Annotated in this window: 17 protein-coding genes; 7 read left to right on the top strand and 10 right to left on the bottom strand. The window is 65.4% G+C overall.

Annotated elements, in window-relative coordinates:
* Positions 1-60: 60 nt before the first annotated feature.
* From RX327_RS06490 to RX327_RS06470, 5 genes are all read right to left on the bottom strand, one after another.
* Positions 61-2,136 carry a pyridoxamine 5'-phosphate oxidase family protein gene (locus RX327_RS06490; RefSeq protein ID WP_317249802.1) on the bottom strand — a complete coding sequence of 692 codons (2,076 nt, stop codon included), beginning with the start codon at positions 2,134-2,136 and terminating at the stop codon, positions 61-63.
* A 61-nt stretch (positions 2,137-2,197) separates the two neighbouring features.
* Positions 2,198-2,812, bottom strand: a complete 615-nt coding sequence (locus RX327_RS06485; protein ID WP_028332932.1) for a glutathione S-transferase family protein — start codon at positions 2,810-2,812, stop codon at positions 2,198-2,200.
* A gap of 192 nt (positions 2,813-3,004) precedes the next feature.
* Positions 3,005-3,418 (bottom strand): Rieske (2Fe-2S) protein, encoded by a 414-nt coding sequence (locus RX327_RS06480; RefSeq protein ID WP_050385194.1) that lies wholly within the window; start codon positions 3,416-3,418, stop codon positions 3,005-3,007.
* 275 nt (positions 3,419-3,693) lie between these two features.
* On the bottom strand, positions 3,694-4,806 hold the full coding sequence (locus RX327_RS06475) for an amidohydrolase family protein (RefSeq protein WP_050385195.1): 1,113 nt from the start codon (positions 4,804-4,806) through the stop codon (positions 3,694-3,696).
* A 73-nt stretch (positions 4,807-4,879) separates the two neighbouring features.
* Positions 4,880-5,944: an amidohydrolase family protein gene (locus RX327_RS06470; protein ID WP_050385196.1), complete on the bottom strand. Its 1,065-nt coding sequence runs from the start codon at positions 5,942-5,944 to the stop codon at positions 4,880-4,882.
* Between the two features lie 236 nt (positions 5,945-6,180).
* Here RX327_RS06470 and RX327_RS06465 point away from each other — a divergent pair, with 236 nt between their 5' ends.
* Positions 6,181-6,660, top strand: coding sequence for a hypothetical protein (locus RX327_RS06465; RefSeq protein WP_050385197.1), 480 nt, complete (start codon positions 6,181-6,183; stop codon positions 6,658-6,660).
* 223 nt (positions 6,661-6,883) lie between these two features.
* Here RX327_RS06465 and RX327_RS06460 read toward each other — a convergent pair whose 3' ends face one another.
* Positions 6,884-7,597 (bottom strand): DJ-1/PfpI family protein, encoded by a 714-nt coding sequence (locus RX327_RS06460; RefSeq protein WP_028332927.1) that lies wholly within the window; start codon positions 7,595-7,597, stop codon positions 6,884-6,886.
* 64 nt (positions 7,598-7,661) lie between these two features.
* On the opposite strand from RX327_RS06460, the gene RX327_RS06455 reads away from it, so the two are divergent.
* Positions 7,662-8,657, top strand: a complete 996-nt coding sequence (locus tag RX327_RS06455) for a GlxA family transcriptional regulator (protein ID WP_050385272.1) — start codon at positions 7,662-7,664, stop codon at positions 8,655-8,657.
* Between the two features lie 143 nt (positions 8,658-8,800).
* On the opposite strand, the gene RX327_RS06450 is transcribed toward RX327_RS06455, so the two are convergent.
* On the bottom strand, positions 8,801-9,250 hold the full coding sequence (locus tag RX327_RS06450) for a hypothetical protein (RefSeq protein WP_317249800.1): 450 nt from the start codon (positions 9,248-9,250) through the stop codon (positions 8,801-8,803).
* A 188-nt stretch (positions 9,251-9,438) separates the two neighbouring features.
* Entirely contained in the window at positions 9,439-10,356 is a 918-nt protein-coding gene (locus RX327_RS06445; protein WP_193395231.1) for a LysR family transcriptional regulator, read from the bottom strand.
* Positions 10,357-10,469: 113 nt separating this feature from the next.
* Here RX327_RS06445 and RX327_RS06440 point away from each other — a divergent pair, with 113 nt between their 5' ends.
* From RX327_RS06440 to rnk, 3 genes are all read left to right on the top strand, one after another.
* Positions 10,470-11,036, top strand: a complete 567-nt coding sequence (locus tag RX327_RS06440; protein ID WP_050385199.1) for a chromate transporter — start codon at positions 10,470-10,472, stop codon at positions 11,034-11,036.
* Positions 11,033-11,563 (top strand): chromate transporter, encoded by a 531-nt coding sequence (locus RX327_RS06435; RefSeq protein WP_028332922.1) that lies wholly within the window; start codon positions 11,033-11,035, stop codon positions 11,561-11,563. Before RX327_RS06440 ends, RX327_RS06435 begins: the two co-directional genes overlap by 4 nt.
* A gap of 299 nt (positions 11,564-11,862) precedes the next feature.
* Positions 11,863-12,282, top strand: coding sequence for a nucleoside diphosphate kinase regulator (gene rnk, locus RX327_RS06430; protein WP_038377294.1), 420 nt, complete (start codon positions 11,863-11,865; stop codon positions 12,280-12,282).
* Positions 12,283-12,287: 5 nt separating this feature from the next.
* Here the strand turns inward: rnk and RX327_RS06425 are convergent, their stop codons facing one another.
* Positions 12,288-12,482, bottom strand: coding sequence for a hypothetical protein (locus tag RX327_RS06425; RefSeq protein ID WP_028332921.1), 195 nt, complete (start codon positions 12,480-12,482; stop codon positions 12,288-12,290).
* Positions 12,483-12,618: 136 nt separating this feature from the next.
* Positions 12,619-13,683, bottom strand: coding sequence for a hypothetical protein (locus RX327_RS06420; RefSeq protein ID WP_317249799.1), 1,065 nt, complete (start codon positions 13,681-13,683; stop codon positions 12,619-12,621).
* Positions 13,684-13,929: 246 nt separating this feature from the next.
* On the opposite strand from RX327_RS06420, the gene RX327_RS06415 reads away from it, so the two are divergent.
* Positions 13,930-15,156: a TetR/AcrR family transcriptional regulator gene (locus tag RX327_RS06415; protein ID WP_160321762.1), complete on the top strand. Its 1,227-nt coding sequence runs from the start codon at positions 13,930-13,932 to the stop codon at positions 15,154-15,156.
* Positions 15,157-15,537: 381 nt separating this feature from the next.
* Entirely contained in the window at positions 15,538-16,770 is a 1,233-nt protein-coding gene (locus RX327_RS06410) for a branched-chain amino acid ABC transporter substrate-binding protein (protein ID WP_317249798.1), read from the top strand.
* The last annotated feature ends 2 nt before the right edge of the window (positions 16,771-16,772 follow it).

The following is a 16,772-nucleotide window of genomic DNA, read 5'->3' as shown; positions in this document are numbered from 1 at the left end:
CCGTTCCAGCTCAACCTAATCTCATGGGCTTTAACCACCGCGCAGTCCCAGTGCGGCTGATCAGAGATCCAGCTGGATCCGGTCCTCGCCGTCGGCCTCCGGCTTCGCCGGCACGGCGCAGCAGATCAGCGCCTCGTCATCGGCCACCTCGGCGGCGGGCTGCTTCACATAGGTCACGGCGCCTGCCAGCAATCGCGTTCGGCAGGTTCCGCAATTGCCCTCCCGGCAGCTGAAGGCGGGGCTAAGGCCACGCGCTTCCGCCAGTTCGAGCAGCGTCCCCGCCTCCGGCGTCCAGCGCGCCTCCTTCGACGATGTGGTGAAGGCGACCGGGATCGGCGTCGTCGCCGGCGGTCGGCGCGGCGGCGCTGCGGTGACGAGGTCGGGCTTCCGGACCAGCGATGAAGGACCGAATGCTTCGGCGTGAATCCTGCCGTCGGCAATGTTGTAGCCGCGCAGGGCGTCATAGAGCGATTGGGTGAACTGCGGCGGTCCGCACAGATAGAAGTCGTAGTCATTGAACGGCAGGACGCGCGATAACAGCGCCATGTCGATCCGTCCCGCAGCATCGTAATCTGTGCCCTGCTCGGCGCCGCCGACATCGCCGAGGATGCGGATGATCCGCACCGCGCCGCCGGCGGCATCCACCAGCTGCTGCACTTCATCGCCGAACGCGCGGTCCTGTTTCGCATGCGCGGCCTGAAACAGGAATGTCGGCCGGATGCCGCGGGTGCGCAGCCCCTCATAGACCACGTGGCGCAGCATCGCGAGCAGCGGCGTGATGCCGACACCGCCGGCGAGCAGCACCGCGGGCCGCTTCTCGCGCGCATCGATCGTGAAGCCGCCGGCCGGAGCACGCGCTTCGATGATGTCGCCGACATGGATGGTGTCGTGGAGATGCTGCGATACGACACCGTCGCGCTTCACGCTGATCCGGTACAGGCCGTCCGACGGCGCGACCGACAGCGTGTAGGTGCGGATGACCGGCTTGTCGATACCTGGCAACGAGAGACGGATCGGCAAATGCTGTCCCGCCCGGTGCGGAAGCAACCCCGCACCGTCGTCCGGCTGCAAATGAAACGAGCGGATCAATCGGCTCTCGTCGACGATCCTGGCGACCTTGAACGGCCGCCACTGCGCGGCGCGCTCGGCGGCGCGGATCCGCTCGGCGGTCTGCACCCAGTCGCCGGTCATCAGCGAATTCGGCGACCAGCCTTCGGCCCGGAACGCCCAGCGCAACGGCAGCGCGCCGCGCCGGCGCACGACGCGGCGGGCACGGAAGCTCCACAGCCGCTCTGCGCCCTGAAACGCCGCGATCTCCGGCGAGTCCAGCATCACCTCGGCATCGCCGCTCAGCTGCAGCAGGTCGCCGGTCTCGAAATCGACGAACACCAGCCCGGCCTTGCCGTTGACGAGGATGTTGCCGAGCGTGTTGAAGAACAGATTGCCGGCGAAATCGGGGATCGTCAGCGTGCCGTCGTCGGCGACGCGGACGAAGCCCGCTCGGCCGCCGCGATGCGAGACGTCGACCTGGCGACGGTCCTCACGCTCGGCATAGGACGCCACGAAGAACGTGTCGGCCGCCTTGATCATGTCGCGCGCTGCCTGATCGAGCGACGTGCTCGCCTCGATCTCTCCCGCGAAAGGTTCTTCCGGCGCGCGCACGAAGGCGAAATCGCGGAGCTGGATATACTGCGCGCAATTGCCAAAGCTCTGATCGAGCTCGAAGCTGAGTGCCTTGCCCGACGATGCGCGGAGCAGCCCGTTGGCACGGTTGCGGCGCCGCGTGTGCAATTCGATCCCCAACAAGCCGATCGCATCGCCCTCGCGCATGCCTTCGCTGACGGGATCGCTGGCGTCGGGCCGCGCATCGATCTCGAGGCCGCGCGGCGTCGGCGAGGAGATGAAGCCGGGCTTGCCGGCCAGCAGTGAAGCCCAGGCGTCACCGCTTTGGTCGACGCTGCCGACGACGATGAAGGGAATCTGCGCGAAGAAATCGCGATGCTGGTCGGGCATGAAGTCCCGCACCGCGCGCTGGCCGACAGCCTCCATCTTCTCGACGACGCCGACCTGCTGCTGGATCGCCTTTTCGCCGGCATGCCAGGTCGCGAGCTTGCTCTTGGTTCGCCTGTCGCTCATCGTATCACCCTCCCCTTTAAGGGTTGGACGGGCGCGCCCGACGGCACGCCCGGTCAGCAGGTCACGCAGCGGCCAGACCGACGGGGGTCTTGGCAAAGGCCACAAAGCCCGGCAGCGCCTCGATCCGGCGCAGCCACGCGTTGACGCGCGCATAGGCGGAGAGATCGACATTGCCTTCGGGCGCGCTGGACAGATAGCTGTAGAGCGCGACATCAGCGATTGTCGGCGCCGTACCGACCAGCCAGTCGCGACCGGCGAGATGGGCTTCGAGCCGCTTCAGCAGGACATGCGCCCGCGCGATCACGTCGTCCGGATTGTGCTTCGCGCCGAACACGGTGATGAGGCGTGCCGCAGCGGGCCCAAACGCGAGATCGCCGGCAGCAACCGACAGCCAGCGCTGGACCGCGGCAGCGCCCTTTGCATCCTGCGGCAGCCAGTCGGTGCGGCCGAGTTTGGTCGCGAGATAGACCAGGATCGCGTTGGAATCGGCAATGATGGTGCCGCCATCGTCGAGCACCGGCACCTGGCCGAACGGGTTGAGCGCGAGATATTCCGGCCGCTTCTGCGCGGCGGACTTGAGGTCGACGTCGACAAGTTCGTGCGGAATTCCCAGCAGGGACAAAAACAGGCGCGCGCGATGCGCGTGGCCGGAGAGAGCGAAGTGATAGAGCTTCATGTGCCGTTCCTGATGTGGTGGACGGGTTCATTCCCGACCGCCAGCTCAAGGTGGCCCATTGCATCGGTTATTATAATTGTCGCGATTGGAACTTCATTATTGCAAATATCGCAATAACGAGTTCCGGCTGTCTACATTTCTGCTCGGTAGAAAAGGCGTGGATGGCCGTGACGGCGTTCGGGGCGGCGCCCGCTAAACCTCAACGATCACGTAGTTGTCCTCGATGTGCACCGGGAACGTTTCGGCGACATACGGCCCCTTTTGCAACTCGGCGCCGCTTTCGACCGCGACCGGATAGGCGCGGATTCTGAACCGCTTGGGATCGAACCAGGACTGCCCGCTGCGCATGTCGAATTCCCAGCCGTGCCACGGACAGCGCAGCATCTCGCCGACGCGGTCGCGCTGATAGATGCCGGGCTCCGGCGAGGTCAGGCGCGCGACGCAGGCCGCCTTCTCCAGCGGCGCCCCCTCATGCGGGCAGCGATTGAGCAGCGCGAAGAACTCGCCATTGACGTGGAACACGACGATGTCGCGGCCCTCGAGGCCGAACACCTTGTTGCCGCCGGCCGGAATCTCACTGGTGCGCGCGACGATGTGACGGGTCATCGGAATCCTGCGATATTGGCGGCGAAGGTGGTGCGCTCCCTCGCCCCGTTCTTACGGGGAGAGGGTTGGGGTGAGGGGCTGTCTCCGCATGAACGATGACAGTTGCGTTCGTGGAAGCTCCCCCTCACCCGGAATGCAGTTGACGATGCATCATAGCCGAAGCCTTGCTTCGGCGTTCTTGGGAACGGCCGCCGAAGGCGGCCTATGCCTCTCCCCGCACGCGGGGCGAGGTGAAACCGAGGCCAGCGCTCGATCCGAAGTGAAGTCATCTCGTCCTAGAATTTGTACACCGCGCGGGCGTTGGCATTGAAGATCTTGCGACGCTCGGCGTCCGTCAGCGGTGTCTTGAAGGCGTAGCGCGCGTCGTCATAGTCCCAATGCGGATAGTCCGACGAGAACAACAGCCGGTCGATGCCGACCCATTCGATCAGCTGCCGCAGGTGCCTGGCTTCATCCGGCTCGTCGATCGGCTGGGTCGTGAACCAGAAATGCTCCTTCACATACTCGCTCGGCCGGCGCTTGAGATGCGGCACCTCGCTGCGGAAGCGCTCGAAATGCTGGTCCATCCGCCACATCGTCGCGGGAATCCAGCCGAAGCCGCCCTCGATGAACACGATCTTCAGTTTCGGGAAGCGCTCGGGAACACCTTCCAGCACCAAGCTGGTGAGGTTCGAGGCCACCGTGTGCGCGTTCGACTGATGCTCCTCGCAATAATAGGACGGCCAGCCGCCGCCGGTCGGCGCATGCCCGCCATAGCCGCCGACATGGATGCCGAGCGGCAGGTCGAGCTCTTGCGCGCGTTCATAGATCGGCCAGTAGCGGCGGCGGCCGAGCGGCTCGTTGGCGCGCGGCGAGACGTTGATCTGGATGTATTCGCCGGTCCTGGCGCAGCGCTCGATCTCGGCGAGGCCGAGGTCGGAGCCGTCCTGCCCGACCAGGATCGAGGCCTTCAGGCGCGGATCGCGATGCGCCCAGAACGCCAGTTGCCAGTCGTTGATGGCGCGCTGGATCGCGGCGCCGAATTCCAGATTCTGCTGCGAGAAGATGAAGAGGTCGAGCACCTGCAGGATCCCGAACTCGACGTCGAAGGGATCGAGGTGCTGCTTGCGCATGAAATCGAGATCAGAGCCGGGCACGCCGCCGGTCGGCGGCCAGGCATCGCGCCGCGCGATCAGCGGCGAGGAACGTGGATAGGGCGTGGTGCCGATATAGGGCGTGCGCAGATGGCTGCCATATTCCTTCAGATGCTGCTGCCAGCGCTTCGGCAGGAACTCGTTGAGGTCGCTGTGTGCGTGAATGCTCGGATGGATGTCGCAATCGATGATCTTCAGCCGCGACGCGGCGGTCTTCTCCTGGTCGAGCATCGGGCGGTCGATGACGTCACTCATGCGATCCTCCTTTTTGTTTGCGCATGTTCTTGTCGGAAAACCGGTTCCCACTTTTCCGGATCATGCGCGCGAATTACGAATTCAGTTTCAAACGCGGGAACGTTTCAATCGGATTATCCTCGCACATCCGCTTGACGATGCTGTCGGGCAGATATCGCGGGATCGGATCGTCGCCGTCGAACTGCCAATGCGGATAGTCGGATGCGAACAGGAACATCTTGTCGGAGCCGATCTGGTCGATGATGTCGGCGACGCTTGTAGGATCCAGCGGCGCGTCGAACGGCTGCATGGTGACGCGGAAATGGTCGCGGATGATCGCGGCCGGCTCGCGCTCCACCCACGGCACCTCGACGCGCACGCCGCGCCAGGTCTTGTTGGCGCGCCACATGAAGGCGGGCAGCCAGCTGACGCCCGACTCCATCAGTACGACGGTCAATCCGGGATACTTCCCGAATACGCCCTCATAGATCAGGCTCAGCGTCTGCGCCTGGAACGCCTGCGCCTCGGCGAGATAATATTCGTAGCGATAGGACGGCCAGCCGATCGAGCTTGGCGCGCCGCGGTAGGCGCTGCCGGCGTGGATCGCGATCGGCAGCTTGTACTTCTCCGCGGCCTGATAGATCGGCCAGTAATGGCGCCGGCCGAGCAGCGTCTCACCCTGCGAGGGCACCAGCACCGAGACGAAGCGATTGTCGCCGGCCCTGCGCTCGATCTCCTCGACCGCGAGATCCGGCGCCTGGATCGGCACCACGATCGAGGCGCGCAGCCGCTTGTCCCTGGCGAGCCACTCGGCCGCGATCCAGTCGTTGATCGCCCTGCAGAAGTCCGCGGCCATGTAGGAATCGAACACCGCCTGCGCGCCGTAGACGACGTTGCAGATCGCGTGGCTGGCGCCGAGCTGGTCGAAAGCGCCGCGCTGCACCATGGCAAGATCGCTGCCGGGCTTGCTGCCGTCCGCCGGCCGCCAGTCGGCGCGGCCGGACAGCGGCATCGACGGCGGATAGGAATTGAGGTCGAGCCCGTCGATGGCGCGGCTGACGACCTGTTCCTTCCAGTGATCGCTCAGATAGGGCAGCAGCGTGGTGCGCGTTCCCCCCACCGCGGGATGGATGTCGCAGTCGATGCGCGTGGCCGCCATGGCGTTCCCCGGATTAATCTTCTTGTCGTCATTGTTGGCGGCATCGCTGCCACGGATCGGACTGTGACGCCGATGGCGCGATCGTGCAAGCCGATCCGCGCGGGGCCGCCCTGCCCTGTGCGCGCACCGCGCCTCACGCGAAGTTGCGGCATCGCGTGTGAATGGCGTCACCTGTCCAGACCGCGAGACGTGCTAGCGATTCCGCGCCGCGGAAAGCGCCGATGCAGGAGACGGGAATGAGGCTGGGCCGACTGACGATCCTCGCATGTTCATTGTCGCTGGCCGCGTCAGCCGCATGGGCCGCGCCTGCGGCCACCTCGGGCTCGGTGGCACTGGCGCTCGCCGGCGTGGTGGCGCCCTACTCGCCGTTGCCGGCCAAAGAGAAGATGGCGGTCGCCGCGTTCTTCAATGGCGACAGCAATGTCTCCCATGCCAGCAAGATCGTCGTCACCGCCGACAAGGTGGTCTGCCGCGCCAGCAATGTCGACATCACCTCGCGTTCCTGCGCGCTGGCCTTCGGCGGCAACACCCACACCGTGAAGGGCAGCGAAGCCAATGCGATGTTCGCGACCGTGGCGCTGGCCGGCGTGCCGCCCGACGGCGCCGCCGGCACGATCTACGAGGCGCTGTCGAAACTGTCCTGCACGCTCGATCCGAAAGTGATCAAGGACAAGGCCGGCGGCGGCGCCGATTGCAGCTTCGAGCCGGGAAACTAGTGCTACGAGACGAGGTCGAATAGCGACCGCGCCGGCGCTGCACTCCCTCTCCCCGTTCTTTACGGGGAGAGGGTTGGGGTGAGGGGCCGCATCCGCATATTCGGCGATAGCTGCGGTTGCGGAAACTCCCCCTCACCCGGAACGCATCTTGCGATGCGTTCCGACCTCTCCCCGCACGCGGGGCGAGGTGACACCGAATCGAGTGTTCGGCAAAAGCCTGCACTCAGTCTCCCTGCACGGCGACGCCCAGCCTCGCCGCGACACGGCGCGCGGTTTCCTCCCGCTGCTCCGTGATCGCGCGCACGGCCTGGCGCGACTGCTGCAGGATTTCGGGGGGCGCGGTCTCAGGCGTGCCGCTGTCGAACGGCGGCTCCGGCGCATACACCATATAGAGCTGGATCGCGCGCGCCGCATCGTCGCCGCGCAATTCAGCCGCGAGCCGCAATGCGCCATCGATGCCTGCCGTGACTCCGGCGGCAAAGACAAAGCTTCCGTCCACCACCACGCGTTCGTTCACGGGCGTAGCGCCGAACAACGGCAGCAGATGAAACGACGCCCAATGCGTCGTCGCCCTGCGCCCCTTCAGCAGGCCGGCCGCTCCGCAGATCAGCGCGCCCGTGCAGACCGAAAAGATGCGGCATGCTCCCGCCGCCTGCCGGTTGATCCAGCCGAGCACTTCCGCGTCCTCCATCAGGGCTTGCTGACCGAAGCCGCCCGGCACATGCAGCACGTCGAGCGGCGGCGCATCGGCCAGCGTCGCATCCGGTGTCAGCCGCAATCCCTTGATGTCGCGGACGGGCTCGGCGCTCTTGCCGTAGATGCGGTAGGTCGAATTCGGAATCCGCGACAGCACCTCGAACGGCCCGGTCAAATCGATTTGATCGACGCCTTCGAACAGCAGCGAACCGATCCGCAGATGAACATCGTGAGCAATCATCGAACTTCCCTCGAACTTTCCTTGCGCTATGGACAAAGCGAATCTAGCGCGGCAGGTTTCGGCGATGACGCCAACCAGCCCACGTTTTCCGCCAAACCGCCGCCGCTCGATCGAAGTGCTGGCCTATCCGGCCGTGCAGTTGCTCGACGTCACCGGGCCATTGCAGGTGTTCGCGTCGGCCAATGCGCTGGCGGCTAAGGCAGGCAACGCCGAGCCATATGAAGTCCGCGTGGTTGCAAAGGATGGCCCACACGTCGAGTCGTCCGCCGGTGTCGGGCTCGCGGTGCATCCGCTGCCCGCGATCGACACCGCGGTCGACACGCTGGTGATTCCGGGCGGCGACGGCGTCAACGCTGCGGCGGCCGATGCCGTCCTGGTGGACTGGGTACGCGAGCGCGCCGGGCAAGCGCGCCGCACCGCATCGGTCTGCACCGGCGCGTTCCTGCTCGCCGAATCGGGCGTGCTCAATGGCCGGCGTGCCGCGACCCATTGGGGATTTTGCGCAGAGCTCGCCGAGCGCTTTCCCGATGTCCGCGTCGAGCCCGATCCGATCTTCGTGCGCGACGGTTCGTTCTGGACGTCGGCCGGCGTCACCTCCGGCATCGATCTGGCGCTGGCGCTGCTGGAGGAGGATCTCGGCCGCACGGCGGCGCTTGCCGTCGCCCGCTATCTCGTGGTGTTTTTCAAGCGGCCGGGCGGACAGGCGCAGTTCAGCGAAATCCTGACGCTGCAGGCAACCGACGACAGGTTCAGCGCGCTGCACGACTGGATCAGCAACCATCTGGCCGGCGACCTCTCGCTGTCGACGCTGGCGAAACAGGCCGGCATGAGCGAGCGCAGCTTCAGCCGCCATTACGCCGAGGCGACCGGCTTGACGCCGGCACGCGCGATCGAGCGGCTCCGGGTCGAGGGCGCGCGGCATCTGCTCTCGGAAACGCGCCTGCCGATCAAGCGGATCTCGCAGCGCTGCGGCTTCGGATCGGAGGAGACGATGCGCCGCAGCTTCCTGCGACTGCTGTCGACCACGCCGCAGGACTACCGCGCCAGGTTTGCGATCTGAAGTGCGCGGCCGGCGTCCAATGCTTGACGCTCAAGCGAGACCGTCTCAGCCGTTCCAGGCATATTCCTGCAACGCTGCCTCCAGCGGCGGATTGGTGACGCTGCCGGTGTAGTTGGTGATGGTCGACGCCGCCACGATGGTGATCACCTCGAGCACGAGGTCCTTGTAGAACCCGGCCGCGAGGAATCGTTCGATCTCCTCATCGTCGAGCCGTCGCGCTTTTCGATCAGCGACCGCGCCAGCGTCGAGAGCGCGCCGAGTGTCTTGTCGGCAGGCGAGCGGCCGGCGCGCATCGCATCGACATCGGCCGGATCGAGGCCAGCCTGCAAGCCGAGCGCGGAATGCAGCGCGACCGCCCAGGCGCAGCCATTGGTGACCGCGTCGGTGAGCAGCACGGTCTGGATCTGCTGCTCGGTGAAGCTGCCGCCGTGAACCTTGTCGAAGATGCCGATGAAGCTCTGGATCAGCACAGGCGACGTCGCCATCGTCGCCGCAAGGTTCGGGATCATGCCAAACCGCGCCTCGACCTCGCGCAGGACGGGCTTTGAGGCTTCAGGGGCAGACTCGAGCGTATGGACAGGAAAACGCGCCATCGGAAATGCCTTTCGCGGTGTTGATTGAACCCGAGTCCTCCGGACGCAGCTGAGCAGTTGCGATCCACGTGCGGGCCGGATTCGATGGAGGCTATCTAGACGCGCCCGGACGCGCGCGTTCGCCAAACTCCCCACATTCCGCGCCACCGGCGGCAGCGGCGACGTTGAGCCACGTCGCGCAGTCTCCACTAACCGCCGGCGCGGTCCTTCACCCGCCGCGTCACGATCCCGAGCAGTCGGCCGAGCGTGCCGGCGGCGGGGCCCTTCTTGCGCGCCAGCGCCAGCGGCGCGACGAGGCCCGTGGCGCGGTCGAGGCGAAGATAGGACACGCCGGCGGTCTCGAGCCGCGCCATCGATTCCGGCACGATCGAAATGCCGAGCCCGGCCGCGACCAGGCTGAGCGTCGACACCATCCGCGTCGCCTCCTGCGCCACCTTCGGGCTGAAGCCCGCCGCGCGACAGGCGGCGATGATGCTGTCGTAGAGGCCGGGCCCGGTCGGACGGCGGTAGAGGATCAGCGGCTCGTCGGCGAGCGAAGCCAGCGAAATCCGCCGCCGCGTGTCCTTGCGGGCGCGCGGATGATGGTCCGGCAATGCGACCACCATCTCCTCGTCGAGCAGATGCGTGATCGTGAGGTTCTCCAGCCGCTCGCTTGGCGAGCGCACGAATGCGGCATCGAGCCGATCGGCCTCGACGGCTGCGATCAGCTCGCCGGTCGAGGCCTCCTCGAGCGACAGCGTGATCGCCGGCGCGCGCTCGCGCATTTCGCGCATCACGCCGGTGACGAAAGGATGGAAAGCGGCCGAGGAGGTGAAGCCGATCGCAAGCTGGCCCTCCTGGCCGCGGCTCGCGCGGCGCGCGGCTTCCACCGCGAGGTCGGCGTCGCGCAGGATCGCGCGCGCCTTGCCGACGAAGGCACGGCCGGCGGCGGTCAGCTCGACCCCGCGCGGCTGCCGGCGAAACAGCGGCGCGCCGATCGCGGCTTCCAGCGCGCGGATCTGCTGGCTCAGCGGCGGCTGCTGGATGCCGAGCCGCGCGGCGGCGCGGGTGATATGACCTTCCTCGGCGACCGCGACGGCATAGCGAAGATGGCGCAGTTCGATCATCGGGCAATCCATATGCAACAGATATGCAAATTCCCGTATCCATATATTGGAAATTTGTCACGCGGCCAACTAAAGTCGGCTCAAGAACAAATCGAACCGGAGCCGCCCCGCCGATGGACGCCATCCCCGCCGCGCAAACCACCAAGCATGTCGCACCTGACGTCGGCGAGTTGTTCACGGGCTTCTTCATCCTCGGACTGAGCGGCTTCGGCGGCGTGCTGCCGCTGGCGCGCCACATGATGGTGGAGAAGCGCGGCTGGCTCACCGGCGCGGAGTTCACCGACCTGCTCGGGCTGTGCCAGTTCCTGCCCGGCGGCAACATCATCAACATGTCGGTCGCGGTCGGGTTGAAGTTTCGCGGCATTCCCGGCGCGTTCGCGGCGATCCTCGGCCTGATCGCGGTGCCGACCGCGGTCGTGATCGGCCTTGGTGTGATCTATGGCCGCTTCGCCGACGACCCGGTCGTCCGTCACCTGTTCGGCGGCCTCGCCGCCGCGGCAGCCGGGTTGCTGATTTCCACGGCGATCAAGATCGCCTGGCCGCTGCGGCGCGATGTGCTCGGCCTCTTCATCGGCGCGCTCTGCGTGCTCGCTATTGCCGCGTTCAGATTGCCGCTGCTGCCGACCCTGCTGACGCTGGCGCCGCTCAGCATCTTCCTCAGGTCGAGGCAGACGTCATGAGCGCAACCCTTGTCACGCTCGCGCTGATCTTCGCCGAGCTCTCGCTGCTCGCCTTTGGCGGCGGCAACACCATCCTGCCGGAGATGCAGCGTCAGGTGGTCGACGTCCATCACTGGATGACGGCGCAGGAATTCGGCGCGCTGTTCGCGCTGGCGCAGGCAGCACCCGGGCCGAACATGATGGTGGTGCCGCTGGTCGGCTGGCATGTCGCGGGCTTCTCCGGCGTGCTGGTGACGTCGCTCGCCAAGTTCGGGCCGTCGTCGTTGGTGACAGGCTTCGCGCTGCGGCTCTGGGAACGCTTCAAGGACCGGCCCTGGCGCCGCACCGTGCAGGCCGGGCTGGTTCCGGTCACCGCCGGGCTCGTCACCGCCAGCGCCGTCGTCATCACCCACGCGTCGGCCTCGAGCTGGGGCACGATCCTGATCGCGGTTGGCGTCGCGATCGCCACCACCGCGACGCGCATCCATCCGCTTGTCGCGCTCGCCGCCGGCGCGGTGCTCGGCCTGTCCGGCATCGGACAGCCCTGACGCTCTGTGTGCGGCGATGGCGTCTCGTTCCACGCGGCGGTGTGCGCGCTTTCGCCGCAATGGATGCGACGTCGCCAGCGGCTATGTTGATAATGCCATGATCGACACGCTCCGCATCGACACCCGCATTGCGCGCCGCGAATTGCGCGCCGGACGTCTGCACGCAGGCAATTAGCCGGCCGGCGATCGCACGCCGTCCGGATTCTTCGACGTCACCAAATCATTTCAGTCCGTCGCGTCGCGAGATGTCCGCGCGCCGGCGCTCGTGCGCCTCCGATCAACCGCAAAGATCAACCGATATGACCCGAACTGTTCAAAACAGCTTTACCGCCCCGGCATTGCCGCCGATCGTGATCACCGCGAGCGAGGCGCACCGCCTCAGCGCGCTGGCCGATTCCAGCATGGCGGTGTTTCCCCGCGTCGCCCAGTTCCTCGCACGCGAGACGGACCGCGCCCAGCTGGTCGCCGACGATGCCGATCTGCATGACGTGGTCCGCATGGGCTCGCTTGTCCGCTACCGCGACGACGAAACCGGCGACGTCAGGGAGGTCGTGCTCGTGTACCCGCACGAAGCCGACATCGCATTGCGGCGCATCTCGGTGCTGACGCCGGTCGGTGCGGCACTGATCGGATTGTCGGTCGGCCAGACGATCGATTTTCAGACGCCGAGCCAGCAGACGCGTTCGGTGACGATCCTTGCCGTGACACATGAGGGCTAGCGGCTTTACGCCGCCTGATGACACTGTCCCATCTCGATCCCGTGCCGGCGCCCGCGCGCGATGCCCTCGGCGATTGCCTTCACGACGATCTCGGCGTCGTCGGGGGAGAGATGATCGAGCGGCTGCCAGGCGCGCATGATGTCGCGTGCGCGATCGAGGTCGCCGTAGATTGCAAGGAGAGGAAGCGATTTGCTCGGCATGTCCGTTGCTCCCAACCGCAGCTGGGCGACTCTATCTTATCTGGACAGGTCGAGCCATGCGTCCGGCAACCGCGATCGCACGCTTTGCCGACCGCCGGTGCATGGCGAGGGCGCCCGCCCTCGCCATCAACGCGCGTCACTCCGCGCCGGATCCACCCTGCACGATCTTCTCGTTCAGCTTCTGGTCCACGGTGTCGACGGTGCGGTCGATCTCGGCGTTCGGGACGCCGAGCTGATGCGAAATCAGTTTCACCAGGAGGTCGACGCGCTCGATGAAGGGCGCGCCGCTCGCGACCGCGCGCGCGGCCGAGGACGGCTTGAGCAGGCTTTCGGCGGCCTTGGCGTATTTCGCGAACGGCACCTGGTCCTGCGGGTCGGCGCCGAGCCGGCGGGCGATGCCGTCGACGTGATCATAGATCGTCTGCGAGCGTTTGAGATCGCCGTGCACGGCGTCACGGATCGACTGTGGCTCGCTGGGCGTGATGCAGCGGTAGTTGCCGGTCAGCAGCATCGACCATTTCGCCAGCGGCACGAACAGCGAGTCGAACACTTTCAGCTTCACCGGCACGTCGTGGCCGTCGAGCGTCACGGCGTCGATGTCGGCTTCGAGCTCGCGCAGCAGCTTGTTGTGCCTCTCGTCGGCAAAGACCGATGCCTTGAAGTTAGTCGGCAGGCCGACATGAAGCACGTTGGCGGCCTCTTCCGGCGGACGGAATGCCTGAGGGTCGGGCGAGCACAGCGTCACCAGCCCCGGCTCGAACCGCTCCCACACCAGCGCATTGGTGTAGGCCTCCTCGAGATCCATGCCGGCGAGTGCCGGAATCCGCTTCAGATAGGGCAGCGGCGGCATGTTCATGATCGACAGGCACGGCAGTTTCGCCGCGGCGATCTTGACCATGAGAACGCGCACCGTGTGGTTGGTGTATTGCGGCTCCTGCATCGCAAGGCCGACCAGATCGTAACGGGAAAGGTCGACATTGGCCGGCGTGACCGCATCGAGCTTGCCGGGCAGGTCGCGCGAGAAGATCGCACGGTGCACCGCCTCGTCGCGCAACTTGATGCGCACCTCGGTGCCTTCGCGATTGATCAGGTCGGCGGTGTTCTTCCGGCACACCAGGGACACGTTGTGACCCGCCATCAGCAGCTTGGTCCCCAGCAGGGAGCCGTAGGAAGCTCCCAAAATAAGAATGTTGCGCGCCATGCTCTCTCCAATAGCCCTTCTCACGAAAGGCTTGCTCTCCAAAATCCTGTCCGAAGTTGCTGCCGAACCGATGCCCGGTCGATATTGGCCGTCCCGCACCCACGGGCCGACGGTCGCCAAATCACCAGACAATCAAGACCAGCTGGTGTATGGTATGCCACCGTCTATCGCAGATCGACAAGCGGCTGCCAAGGGGATTATCTCGCGTGCGGACTTTCGTTCCGCGGTCAAGAAGGGCATTCGAGCTTGCAAGTCGCCGCCGACCCGACGGATCGGGCTGAAGAAATTCTAATCTCAGCTTCCCGGCTGTTTGCCCGCCACTCCTATGCCAACGTGACGATGGAGCAGGTCGCGGCATCGGTGCAGGCCGTGCCGGGCGCGCTGTATCACTATTTCCGCGACAAGGAAGATCTCATCTTCCACTGCTACCTGCGCGGCCTTGCGATCTATCGCCACGAAATCGAGGCGGCCGCCGAGCCCGGCATCGACGGGCTCGAGATCATCAGGCGCTTCGTGCGCGGCAGGCTGAGGCCCGAAGGCCAGCGCATGATCCTGTTCAGCGATATCGATGCGCTGGCCGCGCCCTACAGCAGCGAGGTCCACGCCAAGCGCTGGCAGAACGCCGCGCTGCTGGCGGACATCCTCGATCGGGGCGTGGCGGACGGCTCGATCGCCTGCGACGAGCCGCTGCTCACGGCGGTGGCGCTGATCTCCGTCCTGGACTGGGTTCCGTTCTGGCTGTCCGAACGCGACTACTACACGCGGCAACAGGCGATCGATGCCATCGACGACATCATCACGCACGGCGTCTACCGGCGCGAGATCGCCCTTCCCAAGATGCCCGAGCCGCTCAGCCTCGCCCCGTTCCTCGAAGCTCGCGCAGCGTTGAACAAGCGGGCCGCCAAGTTCGACAGGATGCTGTCGATCGCCTCGGACAGTTTCAACCGGAGGGGCGCCTCGGGCACGTCGCTCGAGAGCATCGCAGCCGATGCGGGCATGACCCGCGCCGGCATCTACTATCATTTCAGTGAAAAGGAGAGCCTGCTGCTGGCCTGCCTGCGACGCGGGCTCGCCGGCGAGGTCAGCATTCGGGAGCATCTGCAAGAGCACAGCCTTGGGGCATTCGATCACATCGTGCAGCGAATTCGCCTGCTGCTGATGCTGCACGACACGCCCCGCGGCCCGAAGGCGACCTACCACAACATCAACTATCTCAACGACGCAGACCGAAAAGCCTATGTCGGAGACGTGCTGGCGACGATCCGGCAAGACCAGAACAGCTATCAGCGCTGGATCGACGAGGGCCGTTTCCGCCGCATCGATACCTATTTCGCGGAGCGCATTCTCACCGGAATGGGCCACTGGTATCCGATCTGGTTCAAGACCAGGCGTGACTGGTCTCCAGCCGAGATCGCCGATCATTTCGCGCGGCTATTCCTCGCGGGCCTCAAGCCGCGCCGACGTCCGGGCTAAGGCGCCACGGTCGCAATCTCGGTTTTCTCCTTCCCCCTGAAAGGGGTAAGGTCGGGGGGTAGCGGCAGGCGATGCTGGATGAGAGCCGATCCCCACCCGCTTCGCTCTTGACGAGCGAAACAACCTCCCCTTTTCAAGGGGAGGTTTGGAGGCAGGCTACGACTGGTTCGGAACCGCGAATAAGCGTGAGCCCATCCAAAAGTTTACCTGTAATTCAAAACAGCGCCCGATTTCGGCGTCATATAGCCCATAACATCATAATACCTTCTGCTAAAACTTGACGCAGTATTCAAAGCGAAAGTTGCGAAGGCTCGGCGATTGGGGGTATGAGACGGCCTCGATCGCTAAAGATCAAGAAACACGAGCAAGGGAGAACGCAGGATGCATAGGCTGATCGTTGCCGCCGCGGCAGCGCTGACGGTGTTGGGAGGCGCGGCGTCCGCGCAGGAATCCGTCAAGATCGGCTACATCGATCCACTCTCCGGTGGCGGCGCCAGCGTGGGTGAGGGGGGTCTGAAGACATTCCAGTACCTGGCTGACGAGCTCAACGCCAAGGGCGGCATCCTGGGCCGCAAGGTCGAGATCGTGCCCTTCGACAACAAGACCAATCCGCAGGAGGCCCTGGTGCAGGCCCAGAAGGCGATCGACGCCGGGGTTCGCTACATCACACAGGGCAATGGCTCGTCCGTCGGCCTGGCGCTCGAGGATTTCGTCACGAAGTACAACACGCGCAATCCCGGCAAGGAAGTGCTCTACTTCAACTATGCTGCCGTCGATCCGGCCATGACCAACGAGAAGTGCAGCTACTGGCATTTCCGCTGGGATGCCAGCTCCGACATCAAGATGGAGGCGCTGACGAACTACATCAAGGACGTCGCTTCGATCAAGAAGGTATACCTGATCAACCAGGACTATTCGTTCGGCCAGTCGGTGCGATCAACGGCGCGCAAGATGCTGGGCGAAAAGCGGCCGGACATCCAGATTGTCGGCGACGAACTGCACCCGCTGCTGAAGGTCACGGACTTCTCGCCCTACATCGCCAAGATCAAGGCTTCCGGCGCCGACAGCGTCATCACGGGCAACTGGGGTCAGGACATCGCGCTGCTGCTCAAGGCCGCCGCTGATGCTGGTCTGAAGGTCAATTGGTACACTTACTATGCCGGTGGCGCCGGCGGGCCGACCGCGATCAAGCAGGCCGGCCTCGAGGGCCAGGTGTTCCAGATCAGCGAAGGCGTCCCGAACTCCGGCAACAAGGCGGCGATGGATTTCGAGAAGGACTTCCGCGCCAAGACCGGCATTTCCGTCTGGTATCCGCGCGCGGTCAACGAGATGCGGATGTTCAAGGCGGCCGCCGAGAAGGCCAATTCGATCGACCCGGTGAAGGTCGCGGCCGCGCTCGAAGGCATGAAGTTCGAAGTGTTCGACGGCGGCGAGGGCTTCATGCGCAAGGACGACCATCAGTTCTTCCAGCCCATCTACATCTCCTCCTTCGGCAAGCTTGCCGCGAACGAGCCGTTCGACGAGGAGAACACCGGCTGGGGCTGGCGCATCGTGTCCAAGATCGACACCGCGCAGACGATGCTTCCGACCACCTGCAACATGAAGCGGCCCTGATT

This window comes from Bradyrhizobium sp. BEA-2-5, from assembly GCF_032918025.1.
Taxonomy (GTDB): Bacteria; Pseudomonadota; Alphaproteobacteria; order Rhizobiales; family Xanthobacteraceae; genus Bradyrhizobium; species Bradyrhizobium pachyrhizi.
Note: the sequence above shows the minus strand (reverse complement) of the source record. Positions and strands in the feature narration are given on the sequence as shown.